We start from the raw sequence: 19,647 nt of genomic DNA, 5'->3' as shown, positions 1-19,647 counted from the left end.
TTTTTAGTTGCAGTTCGCACTATTGTCAAAAGCTTATATAGAATGGTCTTTAGTTCTCAAATAGATTCTAGAAGACTTTTTATTGAGAAGTTTTTCGAAGATTTTGTTCTTACATAAAAGATATATCATGACGTAATTTGATGATGTGCTTTATCTCCGCTCCGGAATAACATTTCACTTTCCCCCCTGGACAAGGAAGTCAGCGTCAGCAAGACATCGCACGCAGAAATTGTGAATGCAATTTCAAGGAGTCTCCGTGTATTTCCTCTGCTAAGATTTGGCTTTCTGAATCAATTTACTGATATTCGATTCGATGTAAGTTGATGATATGCTTTATCCTCGCTCCGGAAATAAACTGCGCTTTCCGCGGGCTCGCAGGAGTCTTCGTGTATTTCCTCCGCTAAGATTTGGTTTTCTGAATCAAATTACTGATATTCGATTATGAAGCTGATTGATTGGAGCATAGGGCAGTCGACTCCAGCGGGAAAAGCAACGGCTGAAGATCCCGCAGGAAGTGGGTTTCTTCCGAGGAAGCTGAGAGCGCCCGCCGCGGAAAGCGACTGCCCGGAGCGGAAATCGGCCGAAGCAGTTATCGGGTTTACTGACTGCCTTCTTTATTGAATAAATCCATAAATAATTTGAGATGGCTGATAGAAGCCAAGGAAGTACAGGAGGAAAAGCAACAGCTGAAGATAACGCAAGAAGCCGGGCTTGCTTCTGAGGAAGCTGTGAGCGCCCGCCGCGGAAAGCGACTGCCCGGAGCGGAAATTGGCAGTTGCTGTTATGTTGCAGAATCTATCAAATGCATTTTGTAGAAACAACAATACTTAATAAGAGAGCCTCTCTTACTAAAAAGGGCGCTACCATATATGAATATCAAAAAGATATATAAACAGTTATAGATTTAGTGTGAAATTGTACCGAGTTTACCATTAGAGAAGCCTGCAGCTGATATTACAGCTTTCTGCACCTCAGGTCTGTCCTGACCATATGTTATAGAAACATAAAATGTTTAGGGGAGGGCGACTGCTTGGCTCAAAAGGTACTATTGTTTGGTGACATCGGAATAGACGATATTATTGCATTGATTTATGCATCGTTAAGCGAAGAAGTGGAAATTATCGGCATTGTGGCTGATTATGGAAACCTCTTAAGGGAAAATGCATTGCGGGCGATATATTATTTAGCCGACGTTCTCAATTATGATGAATTAAGTGTTCCGATTATAGCTGGTGCAGAAATTCCCATGACAAGTGAATTTCCTGAAACCGTGCCCGAAATTCACGGAGAATATGGTCTGGGTCCAATCATTCCGCCGGAGGATGGCGGGAATGGAGTCAGTGAGAATTTTTTTGACATTGTCAATATTATAAGGGAAAACGAGGAAGAAGTAATAATTGTTAGTGTAGGCAGATTGACATCGCTGGCAACGATGTTTCTGCTCTATCCGGATTTAATGAGCAGAGTACAGGGTATCTATGTCATGGGTGGGGCATTTTGGGTGCCTGGCAATATTACAGCCGTTTCGGAGGCTAATTTTCACGGTGATCCGGTTGCAGCGCAAATTGTATTGACACAAGCGAATAATTTAACGATTATTCCGCTAAATGTGACGGAACAGGCAATTGTTACACCAGAAATGGTCGATTATATTGACCAGGTAGGAAACGTGGATATTGTAAAGCCGATGATCGATTATTATTATAATTTTTATAAAAACAGAAATCCTAATATCCTTGGCAGTCCCATGCATGATGTCCTTACCATTATGGCGGTCGAGAATGAAAATATGTTTACTTATCAAAATTTGCCAGTTACTATCATTCAGGCAATAGCAGGTACAGAGCGAGGACAGAGTATTGCAGATATTCGGCCATTCAGTAATCTGGAAGAAGAGGAAGAACAGGATATAAAAAATCATCGGATAGCATTTGGACTTGATTATTCGAATTTTTATATGAAGTTCATGACGGTAATGTCCGGAAATCGATTTGAATAAGGATGAACATAAAGAGTAGAGCATATATAATATAGCTGTACTCTTTAATCATGTGGAGGTGCTGGATACTAATGGATATACTGAAAACAATTAGAGAACGCCGATCAATTCATAGTTTTAAGAAGCATGAAGTAGATCATGACATACTAGAGCAAATATTTACATATGGTTCGTTTGCCCCGACCCATTATATGAAAGAATCGTGGAGAATTAAAATGTATCAGGAAGACGGGAAGAAATTTTTTATAGACGCAGTTATGGCAAGCTATCAGAGAATTGGCATGGTCAAAGATAACAACGAGCCTAAAACATTGCAAATGATTAAATCTATGAAGGAATTTTTAATGAATATTCCTCACCATGCAGTCATTTATTTTGAAAGAGAGGAGGATCCAATTCGCTACGAAGAAGAATATGCCTCTGTTTCAGCCTTTATTCAGAATTGCCAGCTGGCCGCATGGGAATATGGAGTAGGCATGCTTTGGACAATCACCCCATATACGCATGATGCAGAATTCCTGAGAGACATTGGATTGGACGGAGAGAGGATGAAGATTGTGGGCGTACTGCAAATCGGCTATCCTGAAGCAATTTCCCGGAATAAAGGCAGAACACCCATAGATGAGAAACTGGAAATTATTAAATCCTGAAAATAGTAACGATAGGCAAGAGGAGGAGAGGCTGCTGTATAAATGGATTCGACAAAATTCGGGAAGTGACAGGCACCTAAAAAGGCTCACGGTCCTAGGAGGACTGTGAGCCTTTTTTGATGATGATTATTCGGTTTTTTCTTTAATGAAAGCGACGACTTCTTCTGCTGTTCCCATGGAAAGAAGCTGTTCCTTGAAGGAACTCATTTCTTTTTTGGATAGGCCAAGAATTTGTGTTCTCGCCGGTAAAACGGATGTTGCACTCATGCTGAACTCATCTAGTCCAAGTCCAAGCAGAATTGGGATGGCAATCGAATCTCCTGCCATTTCACCACACATACCTGCCCATTTTCCTTCCTTGTGTGCCGCTTCGATTACGTTATTGACAAGGTTTAAAATGGCTGGGTGGTATGGTTGATATAGATAGGAAACCTGTTCATTCATTCTGTCTGCCGCCATTGTGTATTGGATCAAATCGTTCGTACCAATACTGAAGAAGTCAACTTCCTTGGCGAACTGTCTTGCAATGACCGCTGTAGAAGGGATTTCCACCATGATACCAACTTCGATATCATCGGATACTTTCACCCCATCGGCTTTCAAAGCTTCCTTTTCGTCCATAAGAAGGGCTTTTGCCTGACGGAATTCTTCTAATGTTGCAATCATCGGGAACATGATTTTTAAATTACCGTGTGCACTTGCACGTAACAATGCACGCAATTGCGGACGGAATACATGCTCATTTTCCAGACAGAAACGGATGGCGCGGTAGCCTAGGAACGGATTGAGTTCTTTTGGTAGATCCAAGTAGCTAAGCTCTTTATCTCCACCGACATCCAATGTTCTTACCACAACAGGTTTGTCCCCCATTTGCTCAAGAACGGATTTATATGCTTCATATTGCTCTTCTTCGCTTGGGAGTTCTGATTTACCCATATACAGGAATTCAGTACGGTAAAGACCGATTCCTTCACCGCCATTATTCAGCACACCTTCGACATCATTCGGTGTTCCAATATTCGCAACGAGCTCCACCTGTTCACCATCACTTGAAAAAGTTGGTTCATCCTTTAATTTTCCCCATTCAGCTTGCTGGGCAGCAAATGCCTCTTGCTTTTTGTGATAGGATTCCAATTCCTCATCAGTCGGATTGACGATGACAATTCCTTCCAGACCGTCTATGATGATGGTATCATCTGCTGAAACAGAAGCTGTAATGTCTTTTGTCCCTACAACAGCAGGAATTTCCAGTGATCTTGCCATGATTGCAGAGTGCGATGTACGTCCTCCGATATCGGTCGCAAACCCTTTCACAAATTCGCGGTTTAATTGCGCGGTATCAGATGGAGTAAGGTCATTGGCAATTACGATAACTTGTTCATTGATCAGTGCCGGATCAGGGAAATGTGCTCCAAGCAAATGTGCCATTACCCTTTTGGTAACATCCTGAATGTCAGCAGCACGTTCGCGCATATATTCATTATCCATATTTTTAAACATATCGATAAACATGGTTGCTACCGCATCCAACGCTGCCTCGGCATTCACGTTTTCGCTATTTATTTTTTCCTTCATCGGATTGATGAGTTCTGGATCGCTAAGTACTAGTAAGTGAGCGGAAAAAATTTCGGCATGTTCGTCACCGATTTCTTTTTTCGTATGCTCTTTAATTTTTTCTAATTCCTGTCTGGAAATCTTAAGGGCTTCTTCAAGACGGGCAATTTCCTGGTCAGGATTATCTATAGTAACACTTTCAAATGATAAATCTGGTGCTTTTAATTCATATACTTTAGCAATAGCTATTCCAGTTGATGCAGCAATTCCTTCTATTTTTTTCATTTCTTGAGGGCATCCTTTCTATGAGGGGGTTATTTACCTATTTGTCTGTACTTCTTTATTCTAAACAGATGTATACTTTCATGCAAGTGAATCACTTAAAGTAATTGATGATTTATCCATTTAATGATCGATTCAAATACTTCCTCCCGATTGATTTCATTCAGCAATTCATGCCGGCCATCGGTATAAAGCATCACGGAAACGTTCTGCAGACCGGACTTTTTATATAAGTTGGCTGTTTTCCAGACACCTTTGGCATAGTTTCCTATTGGGTCTGCATCACCACTAATCAGCAGCAGCGGAAGATCTTTTCGTATGTATTTGTTCTGCTTTTTGCTCTGCATGGTAAGAATCCCTGTCAACAGGTCATAGAAAAACCGTCCTGTCGGGATAAAGCCTGTAAAAGGGTCGTTCATGTATGTTTCCAGAATGGACTCATCCCTTGTTAACCATTCAAACCCATTTTTGCGTTCTTTTATTTTATGATTATTGCTGCTGAATGCAAGATGATTCATCAGTTTTGATGCTTGTTTCGGTGGCAGCATGGAGGCAATTCCTTTTCCTGCCAATGAAACTGCTTTTGGATAAAAGCCAGTTCCCGACAGTACAGCACCGCTGATGATATCACTATGGGCCTGGATATAGTTTCTTACTAAAAAAGATCCCATACTATGGCCAATTATATAGATCGGAGTTTCGCTGTCATCCTGCCTGATATGCTTTGTTACTTCATATAGATCCTCTGCCGTCTTATGGAAGCCATTTTCATCGGCAAAATAACCTTGAATTCCCTGCCTTTCACCAGTCCTGCCGTGACCACGATGATCATTGCCGAACACCAGGAATCCTTGTTCAGTCAAATAATTTGCGAAAGTATCATACCGGCCAATATGTTCAGCCATTCCATGTGCAAGCTGGATAATTGCCTTTGGTTTCTTGGTTATGCTGTACCATTTCTTTACAAAGATTTCCACATCATCAGACGTTGTGAGCCAAAATGTATTGTCCATTCAGCACCTCTCCCAGAAATTTAATCTCTTCCTATATAATAAACCTTATTTCAGGCTTATTCCAAATCTAAGATAGAATAATATGAAGATTTAACTTGCTAATCAAAACCAAATTATGATAAAGTAATTAGTAGGTATTTGTCGGATACAGGAGGTATCGTGGAACATGGAAGGTCTAGTTCATGTATTATTAGTGATTGATGCAATTATTATGATAGCTTTTGTGCTATTGCAGTCAGGAAAGAGTGCAGGACTATCGGGAGCAATCTCCGGTGGTGCGGAACAGTTATTCGGAAAACAAAAAGCGCGCGGGGCTGATTTGATCTTACACCGTGGCACGGTTATTACGGGTATTCTGTTTTTCGTGTTGGCTTTTCTAAGTGCATATGTATTACAATAGAAACTAATCCCTTATCACGATTTTGTGATAAGGGTTTTTTAATATAATATGTTGTATAGTTATACATATGGGGTAGAGTAATATTAGGATCGTGTAAGGAGATGCAGTCTAATGAAAATAAAACAACCACAGCCATTTACTTTTGAAGCAGGACCACGTGCGGTATTATTATTGCATGGCTTTACCGGCCATTCTGCAGATGTACGGATGCTCGGAAGGTTTCTGGAGAAAAAGGGGTATACGACACATGCTCCCATATACAGAGGACATGGCTTGCCGCCAGAAGAATTGATTTCGACTAATCCTGATCAATGGTGGGAAGATGTACAGCAAGGATTTCAGTATTTGAAAGAGCTTGGTTACGACGAAATTGCTGTAGCAGGGCTTTCGCTTGGCGGCGTTTTTGGATTGAAACTCGCTTACTCAGCGAATATTAAAGCAATGATACCAATGTGTGCGCCGATGTTTTTCGATAACGAAACCCAGCTGAAAAAAGCATTTAAACAGTTTGCAAAGGAATACAAGCAGCTTGAACAAAAAGATGTGTCCGCCATCAATGAGGAAGTAGCGGCACTTGATGAGAATTCCAAAGAGCTATTTGTTGAATTAAGCAAAACCATTACAGATGTGAAAGATAATGTGGATACGATTTATACACCGGTATTTGTTGTACAAGCCAGAAATGACCAGATCATCAATACGGAGAGCGCGACATATATTTACGAAAACATTGAATCGGATGTAAAAGAAATCAAATGGTATGAAGAATCAACCCATGTCATTACATTGGATAAAGAAAAAGAACAATTATATGAAGATATTTATCGCTTTCTGGAGAGTTTAGACTGGAAGGTATGATTATATTTAATCAAAAAGGCAAAGAATAATTAAGAAAGAGGTGGGCATATGAAAGATAAAATAATTGAATTTTTTAAAGAAAGCGGAACTAAACCGCTTGCAGTAGACGAAATTGAAAAGGAATTTGAGATTGATGATGCATTGGATTTCAAGGAGCTTGTTAAAGCACTGAACGATCTTGAACTTGAGGGAGAGCTTGTCCGGACGCGTAAAAACCGTTTTGGTTTGCCTGATAAAATGAATCTTGTTAAAGGAAAGGTCCAGATGCACGCGAAGGGATTTGCCTTTCTAATTCCCGATGATACGGAAGCAAAGGATGTTTATATACACGCAAACGACCTGGCTTCTGCAATGAATAATGATAAGGTTCTTGTCAGGCTTGAAAAAACCGATGCGGATGGCAACAGACCAGAAGGAAAAGTCATCCGAATACTGGAGCGTGCCGTCATACAAGTTGTTGGTACGTTTGAGGATAACCGTTCGTTTGGCTTTGTCATCGCTGATGATAAGCGCATTCCTAATGATATCTTTATTCCAAAGGGTGCTGCACATGGAGCAGTCAGCGGGCATAAAGTAATTGCACGTCTTACAAAATATCCAGAAGGAAGAAAGAGTGCAGAAGGGGAAATCATCCATATTCTTGGTCATAAAAATGATCCGGGAATTGATATCCTTTCGATTATCTATAAACATGGCATAACCATTGATTTTCCTGAGGATGTACTGCAGCAGGCAACAAGTGTATCGGAGACCATTGCAGAGGAAGAACTGCAGGGACGACGCGATATACGTGACGAAGTAGTCGTTACCATTGACGGGGCCGATGCAAAAGACCTCGATGACGCGGTCACAGTTAAAAAGCTTGATAATGGTAATTACAAGCTCGGTGTCTATATCGCTGATGTCAGTTATTATGTGGAAGAAGGTTCTCCAATCGATAACGAGGCATTTGAGCGGGGAACAAGTGTCTACCTGGTCGACAGAGTAATTCCAATGATTCCGCATCGCCTATCGAATGGCATCTGTTCGTTGAATCCTAAAGTGGACAGATTGACACTGGGATGTGAGATGGAGATTAATCCAGCTGGACAGGTAGTCAATCATGAAATCTTCCAAAGTGTGATCAAAACAACCGAACGAATGACATATAGTGACGTTAATAAAATTTTAGTGGATAAAGATGAAGAAGTCCTTGAGAAATATAAGGCACTGGTGCCAATGTTTGAACAGATGGAAAAGCTTGCTGAAATTCTTCGTAACAAGCGTTTCGGGCGTGGTGCGATTGATTTCGATTTCAAGGAAGCGAAAGTCCTTGTTGACGACACAGGTAAGCCGACGGATGTTGTTGTACGTGAACGGGGAGTTGCAGAGCGCTTGATTGAGGAGTTTATGCTTGCGGCAAATGAGACGGTAGCAGAGCATTTCCATTGGATGGATGTACCATTTATTCACCGCATTCACGAAGATCCTGACGAAGGAAAGCTTGAGAAATTCTTTGATTTTCTTGCGGGGTTAGGCATTTCTGTAAAAGGAACAGCAAATGAAGTGCACCCACAGGCACTCCAAAAGGTTTTGGAATCAATCAAGGGAGAACCGGAGGAAATGATTGTCTCCAAGCTCATGCTTCGCTCCATGAAACAGGCGAAATATGACCCGCAAGGCATCGGTCACTTTGGTTTGGCAACAGAGTTTTATACACATTTCACATCACCGATCAGGAGGTATCCTGACCTAATTGTCCACCGTCTGATTAGGACCTATCTAATTAATAATCAAATCGACAAGAAAACGACTGGCCAATGGAAAGATAAGCTTCCTGAGATAGCACGGCATACATCGGAAAGGGAGCGCAGGGCGGTAGATGCTGAGCGTGATACCGATGATCTGAAAAAAGCAGAATTTATGAAGGATAAAATCGGAGAGGAATATAAAGGTGTCATCAGTTCTGTTACCAACTTCGGTATGTTTATTGAACTGGAGAACACGATTGAAGGTCTTGTCCACGTAAGTTACTTAACCGATGATTATTACCATTTCGATGAACGGAGCCATGCATTGATTGGTGAGCGTACGGCCAATATCTACCGGATTGGTGAGGAAGTAGAGGTAAAGGTAGTCGGTGTTAACACCGATGAATATACCGTTGACTTTGAATTGGCAGGCGTTCCGAAGACAAGGAACAAACGGAGAAACAATCTGCCCAAGAAAGATTTCCAGCCGAACCGAAGCAAATCGAAGAAGAAAAAAACGAGAAAATAAACCAATCACTTTGATTGGTTTATTTTTTTTGCAATGAAGGTTTTAACACGCCATTACTTTTAGTTATGCCGCAGGTTTTGTTTATTGTAAGACGAATTAGCAACAACCCTTAGGAAGAAGTACTTTTGTTTTTTTAGGTATCAAATCTTATATGGGCGCATATATATATTTTATAAAAAAGTTGCACTAGGGAAAACTTATTGTTGACATCTAACTAATTGTCCTATAAACTACTTATTAAATAATCGTAATAATAAATTACTTTCAGGCTGTTAAATAAAAATGTTAAAAATTAAAATATGTTTGGAGGAATTTGAATGAATGATGTTTTATTTGCTTTCCTGTTGACTTTATTTGCAGGGCTTGCAACAGGTGTTGGCAGTTTGCTGGCTTTTTTCGCGAAAACAACGAATACTAAATTTCTGTCATTTGCTTTAGGGCTATCTGCTGGAGTGATGATTTACGTATCCATGGTGGAAATATTTTTCAAGGCAAAAGATGCACTGAGTTCTTCGATGGGAGAGACCCAAGGCTATTGGTATACCGTGATTGGCTTTTTTGCCGGGATGGTGCTGATTGGCTTGATTGACAAATTCATCCCTAAATATACCAACCCGCATGAAGTGAAAAAAGTGGAGGACATGGAGGAACCGAAAACGCCTCTTAATGATCCTGCACTAATGAAGATGGGAATGTTTACAGCGCTCGCACTGGCAATTCATAATTTTCCAGAAGGGATTGCAACCTTTATATCGGCATTACAAGACCCAACAATTGGCTTTGCAATCGCTATTGCGGTGGCAATTCACAATATCCCGGAAGGAATTGCTGTATCGGTTCCAATCTATTACGCAACAGGCGATAAAAAGAAAGCATTCAAGCTCTCCTTTCTTTCGGGGCTTGCTGAACCTGTTGGAGCAATCGTTGCTTTCCTGATTTTAATGCCATTTCTCAGTGATGCGTTATTCGGTATTATATTCGCTATGGTCGCTGGAATTATGATTTTTATCTCATTGGATGAATTGCTGCCGGCAGCAAAAAGATATGATGAGGCACATCTATCCATCTATGGTGTGATGACCGGAATGGGCATCATGGCATTGAGTTTACTGCTCATGGCCTAATCGATTGGAAAGAGCCGTAATCTTTGGTAAAATAGATATCTATGGTAACGGTAAGCAGTAGGAGGAACAGTTATGCCAAAAGGACATGGTAAAACCATTACACAGAATAAAAAAGCATCACATGATTACTTTATTGAAGAAACATTTGAAGCAGGAATTGTATTACAGGGAACAGAGATTAAGTCTCTTAGAAATGGCCGTGTGAATTTGAAGGATTCCCATGCAAGAATAGACAGACGCGGGGAAGTTCAGCTAATCAATTTGCATATTGCTGAATATGAGCAAGGGAATCGCTTCAATCATGATCCGACCCGATCCCGCAAACTCCTCCTGCATCGTAAAGAAATCGATAAGCTAATTGGCCTGACCCAACAGCAGGGCTATGCACTTGTTCCATTGAAAATCTATATAAAGAATGGGTATGCCAAAGTGCTGATTGGATTAGGAAAAGGGAAGAAAAAATACGATAAGCGCGAAGACCTGAAACAAAAACAAATGAAGCGTGAAGTGGATCGTGCCATTAAAGATCATATGAGATAGAGGGCTTGTACATCCTTCCAAGCCTTGAAATTTAATGGATTTCTGTTATAATAGAAAATGTAAGTAATTTAATAATGCTCAAATTAACGGAGCGTTTCTCCTTTTTTCTGGGGACGTTACGGATTCGACAGGGATAGTTTGAGCTCGGGTTGCACGTCGAGGTTACGGCTCGTAAAACGTTACTCGCCTAAATATAACTGGCAAAGAAAACAATTACTCTTTAGCAGCTGCGTAAGTAGCACTAAAGGATCCTTCCTGCGCTCGCCCGTGGGGCAGATCGAAGGGTCTCAACTTTAAGCGGGCTATACTGACATCCACCGTCTGAGGATAGCAGTTGAACCGAATCAGACTAGCTCCACTGAAGCCTGTTGGTAGGCTGACGTGCGAGTGAATGATAATATACCAACTATGCGTGTAGAAGCCTGAGTGCCGATATCTCTGGACGTGGGTTCGATTCCCACCGTCTCCACTTACATAAGTTAAGTGGTGATATATCAGTGTGTGATTTTAAGCATAAGTTTGTCACATTAACATTCTTATGCTTAAAAATAAAAGTGACAGTTTTTTGCTTAAAAAATTCTCAGAGTTTAAGCGAACTACTGAGTAGAGTCTTTAGCTGTATATCTTAGCTGGCGATAAAATCTTGGATAAATTAATTTAGGAACTTTGTGAAATTGGGTTTATAAATCAACCTATCAAAGAAGTAACTTGATAAGGGATTTTGGAATTGAACTCATAGAGAGCTCAAGAAATTTTCTTTTGGAATAGGTATAGGAATATCGCCTTTATGGTCTTGATAAAATATATTCCAATGATTATTTAACCGAATAAATTTGTGAACTTGGTCGAACTCTCTTTGATTAAAGTTTATAGCGGTAGTTCCAGCTTTGAAATGGAAAATATGATAGTAGCTTCCTGTATCATGTTCAATATCGTGGCCATCGGCTAACATATACGATTTTACAAGGTGGATACTTGGGTATCCATGAAACCCTTCAATCTGCACTGAAGTTTCTCCTAAATATATGTCTTTACTTGGGTTAATATCTTTTGGAAATAAGCACTTTACTTTGTACTGAAACATCCACATTCTCCTTTGATAAAATATAAGAATATTGTATGTAGGAAAAGTAGTAAAAAGAACTTACTGAACAATACGGCCTTTAGGAGTTAATTAACTATATTTAAAGCTTAAAGAGCTTATTCAATTTTGAATAAGCTCTTTAAATTATTGGATATTTTACTCAACGGTTGATAATTCACTTTCTGTTACCCATTTATGGTTTGTCACTTCTTCTCCCCCGGTAGTTGGGACGAAATCAACCATATACACTGTTGTTTTTTCAGCTGAATCAATTTCAGCTGTAGCTCCATCCATTCCTTCCATATGATCTGCATTTAGGGTTACTTCCGTACCAGGTTCTAACGGAGCTTCACCAGTACCTTCTAATTCTTCATGTATGACCCATTTGTGATCAGTCACTTCTTCTCCCCCGTTTGTAGGTGTATATGAAACGGTGTAGACAGTCGTATCATATGCACCAGCGATTGTTGCTTCAGCACCTTTCATACCTTTCATATGGTCCGATTCTATAACTGCTTGACTTCCAACTTCATAAGTAGGATTTGTTGCTTCTTCTAAATCTTCAGGAACTTCACCACTGCCAGACATATTCATCCCTGAGTGGTCCATACCTTCCATATCTTCATTTGAATCAGATTCTGTTTCCTTATCCATTTCCTCTTGTGTGTTGGAATCTGTTTCTGTATCCGTGTTTTCATCTGTCTCACCAGTACAAGCTGATAATAAAAATACTGTAATCATAGAAACAAGTCCTATTATAATTATATTTCTTTTCATTTTTAATACCCTCCATCTTTTTATTTCATCAGTACTCTACCCTAAAAGTATGCAGTTTAATTGCAGATTTCATTACAAAGAGAAGAATTATTTGAAGAAGTCATTAGCAAAGAGTAATTTATGAGTGAGCTTCTGCAAACTTTCTTGATTAATTTCCTATATACTTATTGTTAGCTGTGAAAAAGAAGGTGACAAAATGCATTTTATGTATGGTTATAGTTCAGTCTGGCCTTTGATTTGTATGATCATTGTTTGGCTGGGTTTAATTATTCTGGGTGGTTTCTTAGTAAAAAACGTAAATCATGGACAGCGAAATGTCAAAAAAGTTTTAAAAGAAAGATTTGTACGTGGGGAAATAGATGAGAAGGAATATGAACGATTAAAATCAATTCTTTAAGAATGAGTATATACCGGTAAAGAATATTTGCCAAAAAATAGGTGCTTTTTTATTAAACTATAGAAAAGTTAACCTTCATTTTGGAGATTTTTATAGTTGCTGATTTTGGGGGACAAATTTAATAATGATGAAAAAGAAAATAATTATTGTAACAATTATCACAGGTATATTTATAACAGGTTGCAGTAGTAATCAAGAGGAAGCTTTTGAAGTCGCTTTTGAAGGAAGTATAGATCATGTTCATGGCATGGGCTATGCTGGTAAAGACAAAGGATTGTATTTTGCTACCCATACTGGCTTGAAAATATTCGATGATGATAAATGGCATGAAACAACTAAAAATTTTAATGACTATATGGGCTTTAATGCAGTAGACGAAGGCTTCTATACTTCAGGACATCCGGGAGAGGATTCCGATTTGTCGAATCCAATCGGTATTCAGCGTAGTTTCGATGGGGGCAGGACACTAGAGCAACTTAAATTTGAGGGTGAAACCGACTTTCATGCCATGGCAGTAGGATATAACAGTCATGATATTTTTCTGATGAGCCCTGCAAAAAACTCTGAATTAGACCAGGGATTTTACAGAAGTTCTGACGAAGGAGAGACGAGGGAAAATGTAAGCGCAAATGGTTTTTTAGGTGAGATTCTATCAGTAGCGATTCATCCATCCAATTCAAGTTTTATTGCAGCAGCCAGTTCAACTGGAATCTATCTATCAAAAGACGGTGGGGAGAATTTTCAAGTCTTAACAGATGGAAATAATGTTGGGACAGCTGTATTCTTTAATAATGAAAGTTTATATTATGCAAGCTATAGTTTAAATCCAAAACTTATAAAATATAATGTCGAAATTGAAGAAGAAGAAAAATTAAATTTACCAGAATTAATAGAAGATGGACCGGTCTATATTGCACAAAATCCAAATGATGAAAACCATTTAGCTATTTATACCAAAAAAGGGAACGCTTATTTAACAGAAGAGGGTTCTGAATCATGGGTACAAATTCTAGAGAGTGGCCTAGTTAAATAAGAGGTAATAGATAGTGCTTGAACCAATTGTGTTTGGCCTATTTAATTTAATTAGTAGTACATTAAGTGGACAACTTCAACAAATTGCATATGGCTTTGAACATCTGCTCTTTCTGTTTGCGTTCTTCCTAGGAGTAATTGGAGCCATTGCACCCTACCACCGAACCATTAATATAAGTGCAATCACCATATATGGTGATAAATCGTTAGTGGACAAGGTTCCGTGGTTACATGTTTTTTGTTTATTTTAGGCAAGATAGGTGTGTTTTTATATAATTGGGATAATTATTTGGCTGATAGGACAAGAAGTATATAGTAGATTAACACAGATGTTCTCTATCTTAAGAAAAGCAATCGACGGCTACTTATTCTTATTGGTCTATAAATGGTGGGATTCGAAGAAAACCTGGTCAATTTTTAAAATTCTTTTTAATAAGTTAAAAAGGTAGTTACTTAGGTAGCTATTTGAGGGGAATAAGTTTCACATTCCCACCATATTTGTGTTGTTTATATCTACCTTGATGCCTGTATTCGAAACATCTAATGGTTTTGTTCTATCACCTGTATTTGGCTTAGGAACGTCGTCGCTTCAGTTGCTGGTAGTCATTTTTTAAATTTGGTATTTTGGAGCAAGTGATCAATTTTAATGAAAATCAGGAAAATTGGTGCAATAACCTAAAGAATCACTGGCGCTATACTTCTCATAATCGATATATTATATGCACTAACCTAGTGATAATAAAGGGGTCATTTATGTTAAATAAACTATCTTTGAAAATTGGTCTTCTATTTTTTGTATTTATCTTGATTATCGAGACCTTCCTGTATTTTGTTCTATATACAAACCTGGCAAACGAACGGATTGAGGAAGTAATGAATAACCTATTGGCTCGTGGCAACACACATAGTGCCATATTGGAGGAAAATTATAACCAATCCACATTAGAACATGTTGCTATAATGGAGTCCGAATCAGATTTTGCTGTCATGATTACAGATGCCACAGGAAACGTCATCATCAATTCGGATCCAATTGAAGAGGAAATGATGGATGTTATAGAACACACGGATTATAACCAAATGCCTAATGAGGGTAAAGTATTGGAAGAACGTTGGCCGGAAAAAAATATATAGCTACAGATAGTCCCATTACGATAAATGAGGAACATCAAGGGCACGTATTTATGTTCGCTGATACCAATAATATTAAAAGAATTGTTAATCACTTAAGTGACCAATTTGTATTTATAGGATTTGTCACAATTATTCTAACAATTATTACAGTTTTTATCCTTTCCAGACTGATTACAAAACCATTGGTTAAAATGAAGGAAGCAACGGAACAACTAAGTAAAGGTAGACATAAGGTGGAGCTACACACTGATCGTAGAGATGAACTGGGAGAATTGGCAGCTTCGATTACGAAGTTATCGGATGACTTGGAGCGATTAAAAAAAGAGAGGAATGAATTCCTGGCCAGTATCTCGCATGAACTCCGAACTCCGTTAACCTATCTGAAAGGATATGCAGATATAATAAGCCGAGGTGACATATCAGATAACGAGAGAAATGAGTATATTGAAATCATTCGAGAAGAAACCGAACAATTGGCCATACTAATTAAAAATTTATTGGAGCTGGCAAAAATGGATCAGAATAAGTTCACTATAAATAAAGAGGATATCGAGTTTGGAAAACTAATCCATACGATTACCGAACGTATCCGACCCGTATTTGAGGAAAAGAACATTACATTTTCCGTTCGCTGTCCAAGCCATATCATTGCACATGTTGATCCTGAAAGAATTCAACAAGTGCTATTGAATATATTGGATAATGCAAAAAAACATACCCCTCAAGGGAAGCGAATTTCATTAGAAGTATCTCAAAATAAACGTGAAATTATAACGATAATTTCGGATGAAGGCAAAGGGATCCCCGAAGAAGACTTGCCTTTTATATTTGAACGTTTATACCGTGTGGAAAAATCAAGATCAAGATTGAGTGGTGGAACTGGTCTGGGATTAACGATTGCAAAAGAAATCGTGGAGTTCCATGGTGGTACGATTGAGGTTAGAAGTAAACTGGGCGAAGGGACTAGTTTTATCATAAAGCTGTTGGTAGGTGATTGTAATGAATAAAGTGTTATTAATCGATGATGAAAAACGGATGTTGGATTTATTGGCATTGTATTTGAAGCCACATCATTATCAGTGTCAAAAAGCGCTGGGAGCTAAAGAGGCTCTGTCCTATATAAAAGTAGAGAAGTTTGACGTCATTCTGCTTGATATTATGATGCCGGAAATGAACGGGTGGGAGCTTTGTAAGGAAATAAGGCGTTTTTCTGAAGTGCCGATTATTATGGTCACTGCGCGGGAACAGAAGGAAGATATCGTGAAAGGGCTGAAACTGGGTGCAGATGATTATATTACGAAACCTTTTAATGAGGAAGAATTAGTAGCGAGAATGGATGCACTGTTGCGAAGAATAAAACCAGCTAGTCAGATTGAAGTAAATGGATTGTTATGGAACGAAGATCGATTTGAGCTTTCTTATAAAAATGAACCGATTAAATTAACACCAAAAGAATTTTCCATGATTGGAGTTTTAATGAAAAATCCGGAGCGGGTCTTTTCCAGGGATCAGTTAATTGATTTGGTATGGGGGATAAATTCAGAAACAGAAGGACGAACAGTAGACTCACATGTTAGAAATGTACGGGAAAAGATTCGTCAAGTTGGTTTTCCCATCGGTGAGTATTTTAAAACGGTTTGGGGAATCGGATATAAGTGGATTAACAGATGAACTAACTTATTTGATAAAAAATTTCTCAAGCAGGTATCCTGCCTGCTCGAGAAATTTTTTACTACATAATGAAAGCTCTTAAGCAACATTTTTGCGTGCTTCGGCACATTTAAAACAGGCATCCGCACATTTTTGACAATGGTCTTGGTCATGCTTTTTGCATTCATTTCCACATGCCTCACAAATTTTAGCGCAAACTGATGCTAATTCGGAAACAAAGGGTGTGTTTCTTGAGAGAGCATGTTCTAAGTAACTGCAAATATCTGCACACTCTCTGTCCAATCGGATGCACTCGGCCATCATTTTGACATCTTCCTCTTTCAGACATGCATCGTAACAATAATTACAAGCTGCGGCACATTCATGTAACGACTGGATTAGTTCCTTATGTTGTTCGTGTGACATTTTGTAAAACCTCCTGAATTAGTTGTATTGTTTATCCTACGGATATACAATTTCCAACTCTTCACTCTAATAAACTAATTTCTGATAACTCCATAGAAAATGCACAGTTTCTTAACAATATCCCTAGTTTACCATATACCATACAGGGGTATCGTATGATATGTTTATAATAACAAGAACACTTATTGCACAACTTATAAGTATATATTGAGAGGATTGATAGCAATGGCGACACATCATGATAATAAACACAGTCACAGTGAGCACACTGGGCACGAAAATCCTAGTCATAAAACCAATGACAGTAACCAGGGAGGAGCGGAGCACAATAAACAAGGTCATCATAATGAACTTGAAGGTCATGAACACCCTATCCACTCATCTCATGACCACAGTGGACATGATCACCATGGACATGGAGGAGGGCATCCCGGTCATCACGAGCTCATGGTAGGAGATTTTAAAAAACGTTTTTGGATTTCCTTAGTATTGTCTATACCCATAACTTACTTGTCACCGATGATTCGAATGCTTTTAGAATATGAAGTAAATTTCACAGGTAATACACTGTTGTTATTCTTACTTTCCACTATTGTCTTTTTGTATGGAGGCAAACCGTTTTTAATTGGTGCCTGGGATGAATTGAAAGCAAAAGCACCAGGGATGATGCTGTTAATTTCACTAGCAATTGTTACTGCTTATGTTTATAGTTCTTTAACAGCCTTCTTTATAGAAGGTAGCGACTTTTTCTTTGAGCTTGCCACCTTGATTGTCATTATGCTAGTGGGTCACTGGTTAGAGATGAAATCGTTAATGGGGGCTTCAAAAGCGCTCGAAGAGTTAATTAAGCTGATGCCAAAAGAGGCACATAAGATTGATGCATCTGGAAATATTGTAGAGGTATCTGTTGAAGAATTGCAGCCTGAAGACCATATCCTAGTGAAATCAGGGGAAAAGATACCACTTGATGGTGAAATCTTTGAAGGGGAATCAACAGTCGATGAATCCATGTTGACTGGAGAATCAGTTCCGGTAGAAAAGGCTCCTGGAATGGAAGCAATTGGTGGAGCCGTCAATGAGGAAGGCGTATTAAAAATTAAGGTTAACAAAACCGGTAATGATACCTATTTATCCCAAGTTATCAAGTTGGTAAGCGATGCAGAAAAAACGAAATCGAAAGCACAGGGATTTGCAGATATTGCAGCCAAATGGTTATTTTATGTGGCAGTTGTTTCGGGAATCTTAACTATCGCTTACTGGACCACAACAGGTGACTTTGAATTTGCATTAGAGAGAATGGTTACCGTTTTGATTATCGCCTGTCCGCACGCACTCGGTTTGGCAACACCCCTGGTTACTTCTAGATCTACTTCAATTGCTGCCAAAAAGGGATTATTAATTCGTAACCGTACGCCATTTGAAAGCGCCTGGAAACTAGACCGTGTGGTGTTTGATAAAACGGGAACCCTGACAGAAGGGAACTTTGGTGTAACAGACATTCACCCAAGTAATGATGTTACTGAAGAAGACTTAATGAAACTGGCATATTCGGTAGAGACACAGTCTGATCACCCAATTGCGAGAGGAATTGTTAAAGAAGGAAAAGAACTAGAACTAGAACTTTATGAGGTAACGGATTATAGAAACTTAACCGGTAAAGGACTAACAGCTAAAGTGAACGGAACAGAAATCGCAGTTATCAGTCCTGGTGCCATGCAAGCTAATAATATATCATTTGATGTTAAAACATATGAGAAATTGGCCCAGCAAGGTAAAACGGTTGTTTTTGTATTAAAGGATAACGACTTGCAAGGAATGATTGCGCTGGCTGATATCATCCGCGAATCATCCTATAAGGTTATAGAGGAATTAAATAATCGTGGTATCGAAACCGTGATGATGACTGGAGACAATAACCGCGTTGCAAATTATGTAGGGGAAAAACTTGGAATGTCAAAAGTGATTGCGGAAGTTCTGCCGCATGAAAAATCTGATAATGTGAAAAGACTTAAGGAAGGCGGCAGGAAGGTTGCCATGATTGGTGATGGGATCAATGATGCGCCCGCCCTGGCAGAGGCAGATTTAGGTATTGCCATTGGTGCAGGTACAGACGTTGCAATCGAGACGGCGGATGTTGTGCTGGTAAACAGTAACCCGGTAGATATCTTGAATATTTTCAAATTATCGAAAGCAAGTTACAAAAAAATGGTTCAAAATCTGGCATGGGCTGCGGGTTACAACATTATAGCCATTCCTTTGGCTGCGGGCGTGTTATATTTTGCAGGCATACTGATAACACCAGCTATTGGAGCTGTTCTGATGTCATTGAGTACGATTATTGTTGCAATTAATGCACAATTGTTGAAGATTGATTAAACTAAAATGGTTTTCATTGACTAAGCAGAATTCCTGCTTAGTCTTTTTACTGAATTTCCCATGTGGATATCAATCCCCAAAACCTAATTAAA

The 19,647-nt window shown here is 39.1% G+C and carries 19 protein-coding genes and 1 other RNA gene; 15 read left to right on the top strand and 5 right to left on the bottom strand.

Annotated elements, in window-relative coordinates:
- Positions 1 to 617: 617 nt before the first annotated feature.
- From OMHG_RS18670 to OMHG_RS00980, 3 genes are all read left to right on the top strand, one after another.
- The gene (locus tag OMHG_RS18670) at positions 618 to 815 is read left to right on the top strand and encodes a hypothetical protein (protein WP_010647493.1); all 198 of its coding nucleotides are present in this window, start codon (positions 618 to 620) and stop codon (positions 813 to 815) included.
- Positions 816 to 1,030: 215 nt separating this feature from the next.
- Complete coding sequence (locus tag OMHG_RS00985) at positions 1,031 to 1,999, top strand: nucleoside hydrolase (RefSeq protein WP_010647491.1); 969 nt, start codon at positions 1,031 to 1,033, stop codon at positions 1,997 to 1,999.
- A gap of 71 nt (positions 2,000 to 2,070) precedes the next feature.
- The gene (locus OMHG_RS00980) at positions 2,071 to 2,649 is read left to right on the top strand and encodes a nitroreductase family protein (protein WP_010647489.1); all 579 of its coding nucleotides are present in this window, start codon (positions 2,071 to 2,073) and stop codon (positions 2,647 to 2,649) included.
- A 126-nt stretch (positions 2,650 to 2,775) separates the two neighbouring features.
- On the opposite strand, the gene ptsP is transcribed toward OMHG_RS00980, so the two are convergent.
- Both ptsP and OMHG_RS00970 read right to left on the bottom strand, forming a co-directional pair.
- The gene (gene ptsP / locus OMHG_RS00975; protein ID WP_010647487.1) at positions 2,776 to 4,488 is read right to left on the bottom strand and encodes a phosphoenolpyruvate--protein phosphotransferase; all 1,713 of its coding nucleotides are present in this window, start codon (positions 4,486 to 4,488) and stop codon (positions 2,776 to 2,778) included.
- A 95-nt stretch (positions 4,489 to 4,583) separates the two neighbouring features.
- On the bottom strand, positions 4,584 to 5,498 hold the full coding sequence (locus OMHG_RS00970) for an alpha/beta hydrolase (protein ID WP_010647485.1): 915 nt from the start codon (positions 5,496 to 5,498) through the stop codon (positions 4,584 to 4,586).
- A 166-nt stretch (positions 5,499 to 5,664) separates the two neighbouring features.
- On the opposite strand from OMHG_RS00970, the gene secG reads away from it, so the two are divergent.
- The 6 genes from secG (at position 5,665) to ssrA (ending at position 11,151) form a co-directional block, all read left to right on the top strand.
- Complete coding sequence (gene secG / locus OMHG_RS00965) at positions 5,665 to 5,898, top strand: preprotein translocase subunit SecG (protein ID WP_010647484.1); 234 nt, start codon at positions 5,665 to 5,667, stop codon at positions 5,896 to 5,898.
- A 111-nt stretch (positions 5,899 to 6,009) separates the two neighbouring features.
- Positions 6,010 to 6,756 (top strand): alpha/beta hydrolase, encoded by a 747-nt coding sequence (locus tag OMHG_RS00960; protein ID WP_010647483.1) that lies wholly within the window; start codon positions 6,010 to 6,012, stop codon positions 6,754 to 6,756.
- Between the two features lie 48 nt (positions 6,757 to 6,804).
- The gene (gene rnr, locus OMHG_RS00955) at positions 6,805 to 9,015 is read left to right on the top strand and encodes a ribonuclease R (protein ID WP_010647482.1); all 2,211 of its coding nucleotides are present in this window, start codon (positions 6,805 to 6,807) and stop codon (positions 9,013 to 9,015) included.
- 317 nt (positions 9,016 to 9,332) lie between these two features.
- On the top strand, positions 9,333 to 10,139 hold the full coding sequence (zupT, locus tag OMHG_RS00950) for a zinc transporter ZupT (RefSeq protein WP_010647480.1): 807 nt from the start codon (positions 9,333 to 9,335) through the stop codon (positions 10,137 to 10,139).
- 72 nt (positions 10,140 to 10,211) lie between these two features.
- Positions 10,212 to 10,679 carry an SsrA-binding protein SmpB gene (gene smpB, locus OMHG_RS00945; RefSeq protein WP_010647478.1) on the top strand — a complete coding sequence of 156 codons (468 nt, stop codon included), beginning with the start codon at positions 10,212 to 10,214 and terminating at the stop codon, positions 10,677 to 10,679.
- 109 nt (positions 10,680 to 10,788) lie between these two features.
- Positions 10,789 to 11,151: a transfer-messenger RNA gene (gene ssrA / locus OMHG_RS17670) on the top strand.
- Between the two features lie 261 nt (positions 11,152 to 11,412).
- Here ssrA and OMHG_RS00940 read toward each other — a convergent pair.
- Together OMHG_RS00940 and OMHG_RS00935 are read right to left on the bottom strand one after the other, a co-directional pair.
- Positions 11,413 to 11,763: a hypothetical protein gene (locus OMHG_RS00940; RefSeq protein ID WP_010647476.1), complete on the bottom strand. Its 351-nt coding sequence runs from the start codon at positions 11,761 to 11,763 to the stop codon at positions 11,413 to 11,415.
- A gap of 156 nt (positions 11,764 to 11,919) precedes the next feature.
- Entirely contained in the window at positions 11,920 to 12,540 is a 621-nt protein-coding gene (locus OMHG_RS00935) for a YdhK family protein (RefSeq protein ID WP_010647475.1), read from the bottom strand.
- 196 nt (positions 12,541 to 12,736) lie between these two features.
- On the opposite strand from OMHG_RS00935, the gene OMHG_RS00930 reads away from it, so the two are divergent.
- From OMHG_RS00930 to OMHG_RS00910, 5 genes are all read left to right on the top strand, one after another.
- Positions 12,737 to 12,937: an SHOCT domain-containing protein gene (locus tag OMHG_RS00930; RefSeq protein WP_010647473.1), complete on the top strand. Its 201-nt coding sequence runs from the start codon at positions 12,737 to 12,739 to the stop codon at positions 12,935 to 12,937.
- Between the two features lie 124 nt (positions 12,938 to 13,061).
- Positions 13,062 to 13,970 (top strand): F510_1955 family glycosylhydrolase, encoded by a 909-nt coding sequence (locus OMHG_RS00925; protein ID WP_010647471.1) that lies wholly within the window; start codon positions 13,062 to 13,064, stop codon positions 13,968 to 13,970.
- Positions 13,971 to 14,722: 752 nt separating this feature from the next.
- On the top strand, positions 14,723 to 15,103 hold the full coding sequence (locus tag OMHG_RS19305) for a hypothetical protein (RefSeq protein WP_315969449.1): 381 nt from the start codon (positions 14,723 to 14,725) through the stop codon (positions 15,101 to 15,103).
- Entirely contained in the window at positions 15,082 to 16,110 is a 1,029-nt protein-coding gene (locus OMHG_RS00915) for a sensor histidine kinase (protein WP_315969448.1), read from the top strand. Before OMHG_RS19305 ends, OMHG_RS00915 begins: the two co-directional genes overlap by 22 nt.
- The gene (locus OMHG_RS00910; protein ID WP_010647467.1) at positions 16,103 to 16,774 is read left to right on the top strand and encodes a response regulator transcription factor; all 672 of its coding nucleotides are present in this window, start codon (positions 16,103 to 16,105) and stop codon (positions 16,772 to 16,774) included. The genes OMHG_RS00915 and OMHG_RS00910 overlap by 8 nt, the downstream gene beginning before the upstream one ends.
- 78 nt (positions 16,775 to 16,852) lie before the next feature.
- Here the strand turns inward: OMHG_RS00910 and OMHG_RS00905 are convergent, their stop codons facing one another.
- Positions 16,853 to 17,179 carry a four-helix bundle copper-binding protein gene (locus OMHG_RS00905; RefSeq protein ID WP_010647464.1) on the bottom strand — a complete coding sequence of 109 codons (327 nt, stop codon included), beginning with the start codon at positions 17,177 to 17,179 and terminating at the stop codon, positions 16,853 to 16,855.
- Between the two features lie 225 nt (positions 17,180 to 17,404).
- On the opposite strand from OMHG_RS00905, the gene OMHG_RS00900 reads away from it, so the two are divergent.
- Positions 17,405 to 19,555, top strand: coding sequence for a copper-translocating P-type ATPase (locus tag OMHG_RS00900; protein ID WP_010647462.1), 2,151 nt, complete (start codon positions 17,405 to 17,407; stop codon positions 19,553 to 19,555).
- Positions 19,556 to 19,647: the final 92 nt, after the last annotated feature.

Origin of the sequence: Oceanobacillus massiliensis str. N'diop, from assembly GCF_000285495.1 — a bacterium.
GTDB lineage: Bacteria > Bacillota > Bacilli > Bacillales > Amphibacillaceae > Oceanobacillus > Oceanobacillus massiliensis.
This window is presented reverse-complemented; position numbering and strand designations above follow the sequence as displayed.

Excerpts from the sequence above, each read along its gene's own strand:
- OMHG_RS00980 (WP_010647489.1), top strand. The coding sequence starts at position 2,071 with ATGGATATACTGAAAACAATTAGAGAACGCCGATCAATTCATAGTTTT.
- ptsP (WP_010647487.1), bottom strand. The coding sequence starts at position 4,488 with ATGAAAAAAATAGAAGGAATTGCTGCATCAACTGGAATAGCTATTGCT.
- OMHG_RS00970 (WP_010647485.1), bottom strand. The coding sequence starts at position 5,498 with ATGGACAATACATTTTGGCTCACAACGTCTGATGATGTGGAAATCTTT.
- secG (WP_010647484.1), top strand. The coding sequence starts at position 5,665 with ATGGAAGGTCTAGTTCATGTATTATTAGTGATTGATGCAATTATTATG.
- OMHG_RS00960 (WP_010647483.1), top strand. The coding sequence starts at position 6,010 with ATGAAAATAAAACAACCACAGCCATTTACTTTTGAAGCAGGACCACGT.
- rnr (WP_010647482.1), top strand. The coding sequence starts at position 6,805 with ATGAAAGATAAAATAATTGAATTTTTTAAAGAAAGCGGAACTAAACCG.
- zupT (WP_010647480.1), top strand. The coding sequence starts at position 9,333 with ATGAATGATGTTTTATTTGCTTTCCTGTTGACTTTATTTGCAGGGCTT.
- smpB (WP_010647478.1), top strand. The coding sequence starts at position 10,212 with ATGCCAAAAGGACATGGTAAAACCATTACACAGAATAAAAAAGCATCA.
- OMHG_RS00940 (WP_010647476.1), bottom strand. The coding sequence starts at position 11,763 with ATGTTTCAGTACAAAGTAAAGTGCTTATTTCCAAAAGATATTAACCCA.
- OMHG_RS00935 (WP_010647475.1), bottom strand. The coding sequence starts at position 12,540 with ATGAAAAGAAATATAATTATAATAGGACTTGTTTCTATGATTACAGTA.
- OMHG_RS00930 (WP_010647473.1), top strand. The coding sequence starts at position 12,737 with ATGCATTTTATGTATGGTTATAGTTCAGTCTGGCCTTTGATTTGTATG.
- OMHG_RS00925 (WP_010647471.1), top strand. The coding sequence starts at position 13,062 with ATGATGAAAAAGAAAATAATTATTGTAACAATTATCACAGGTATATTT.
- OMHG_RS19305 (WP_315969449.1), top strand. The coding sequence starts at position 14,723 with ATGTTAAATAAACTATCTTTGAAAATTGGTCTTCTATTTTTTGTATTT.
- OMHG_RS00910 (WP_010647467.1), top strand. The coding sequence starts at position 16,103 with ATGAATAAAGTGTTATTAATCGATGATGAAAAACGGATGTTGGATTTA.
- OMHG_RS00905 (WP_010647464.1), bottom strand. The coding sequence starts at position 17,179 with ATGTCACACGAACAACATAAGGAACTAATCCAGTCGTTACATGAATGT.
- OMHG_RS00900 (WP_010647462.1), top strand. The coding sequence starts at position 17,405 with ATGGCGACACATCATGATAATAAACACAGTCACAGTGAGCACACTGGG.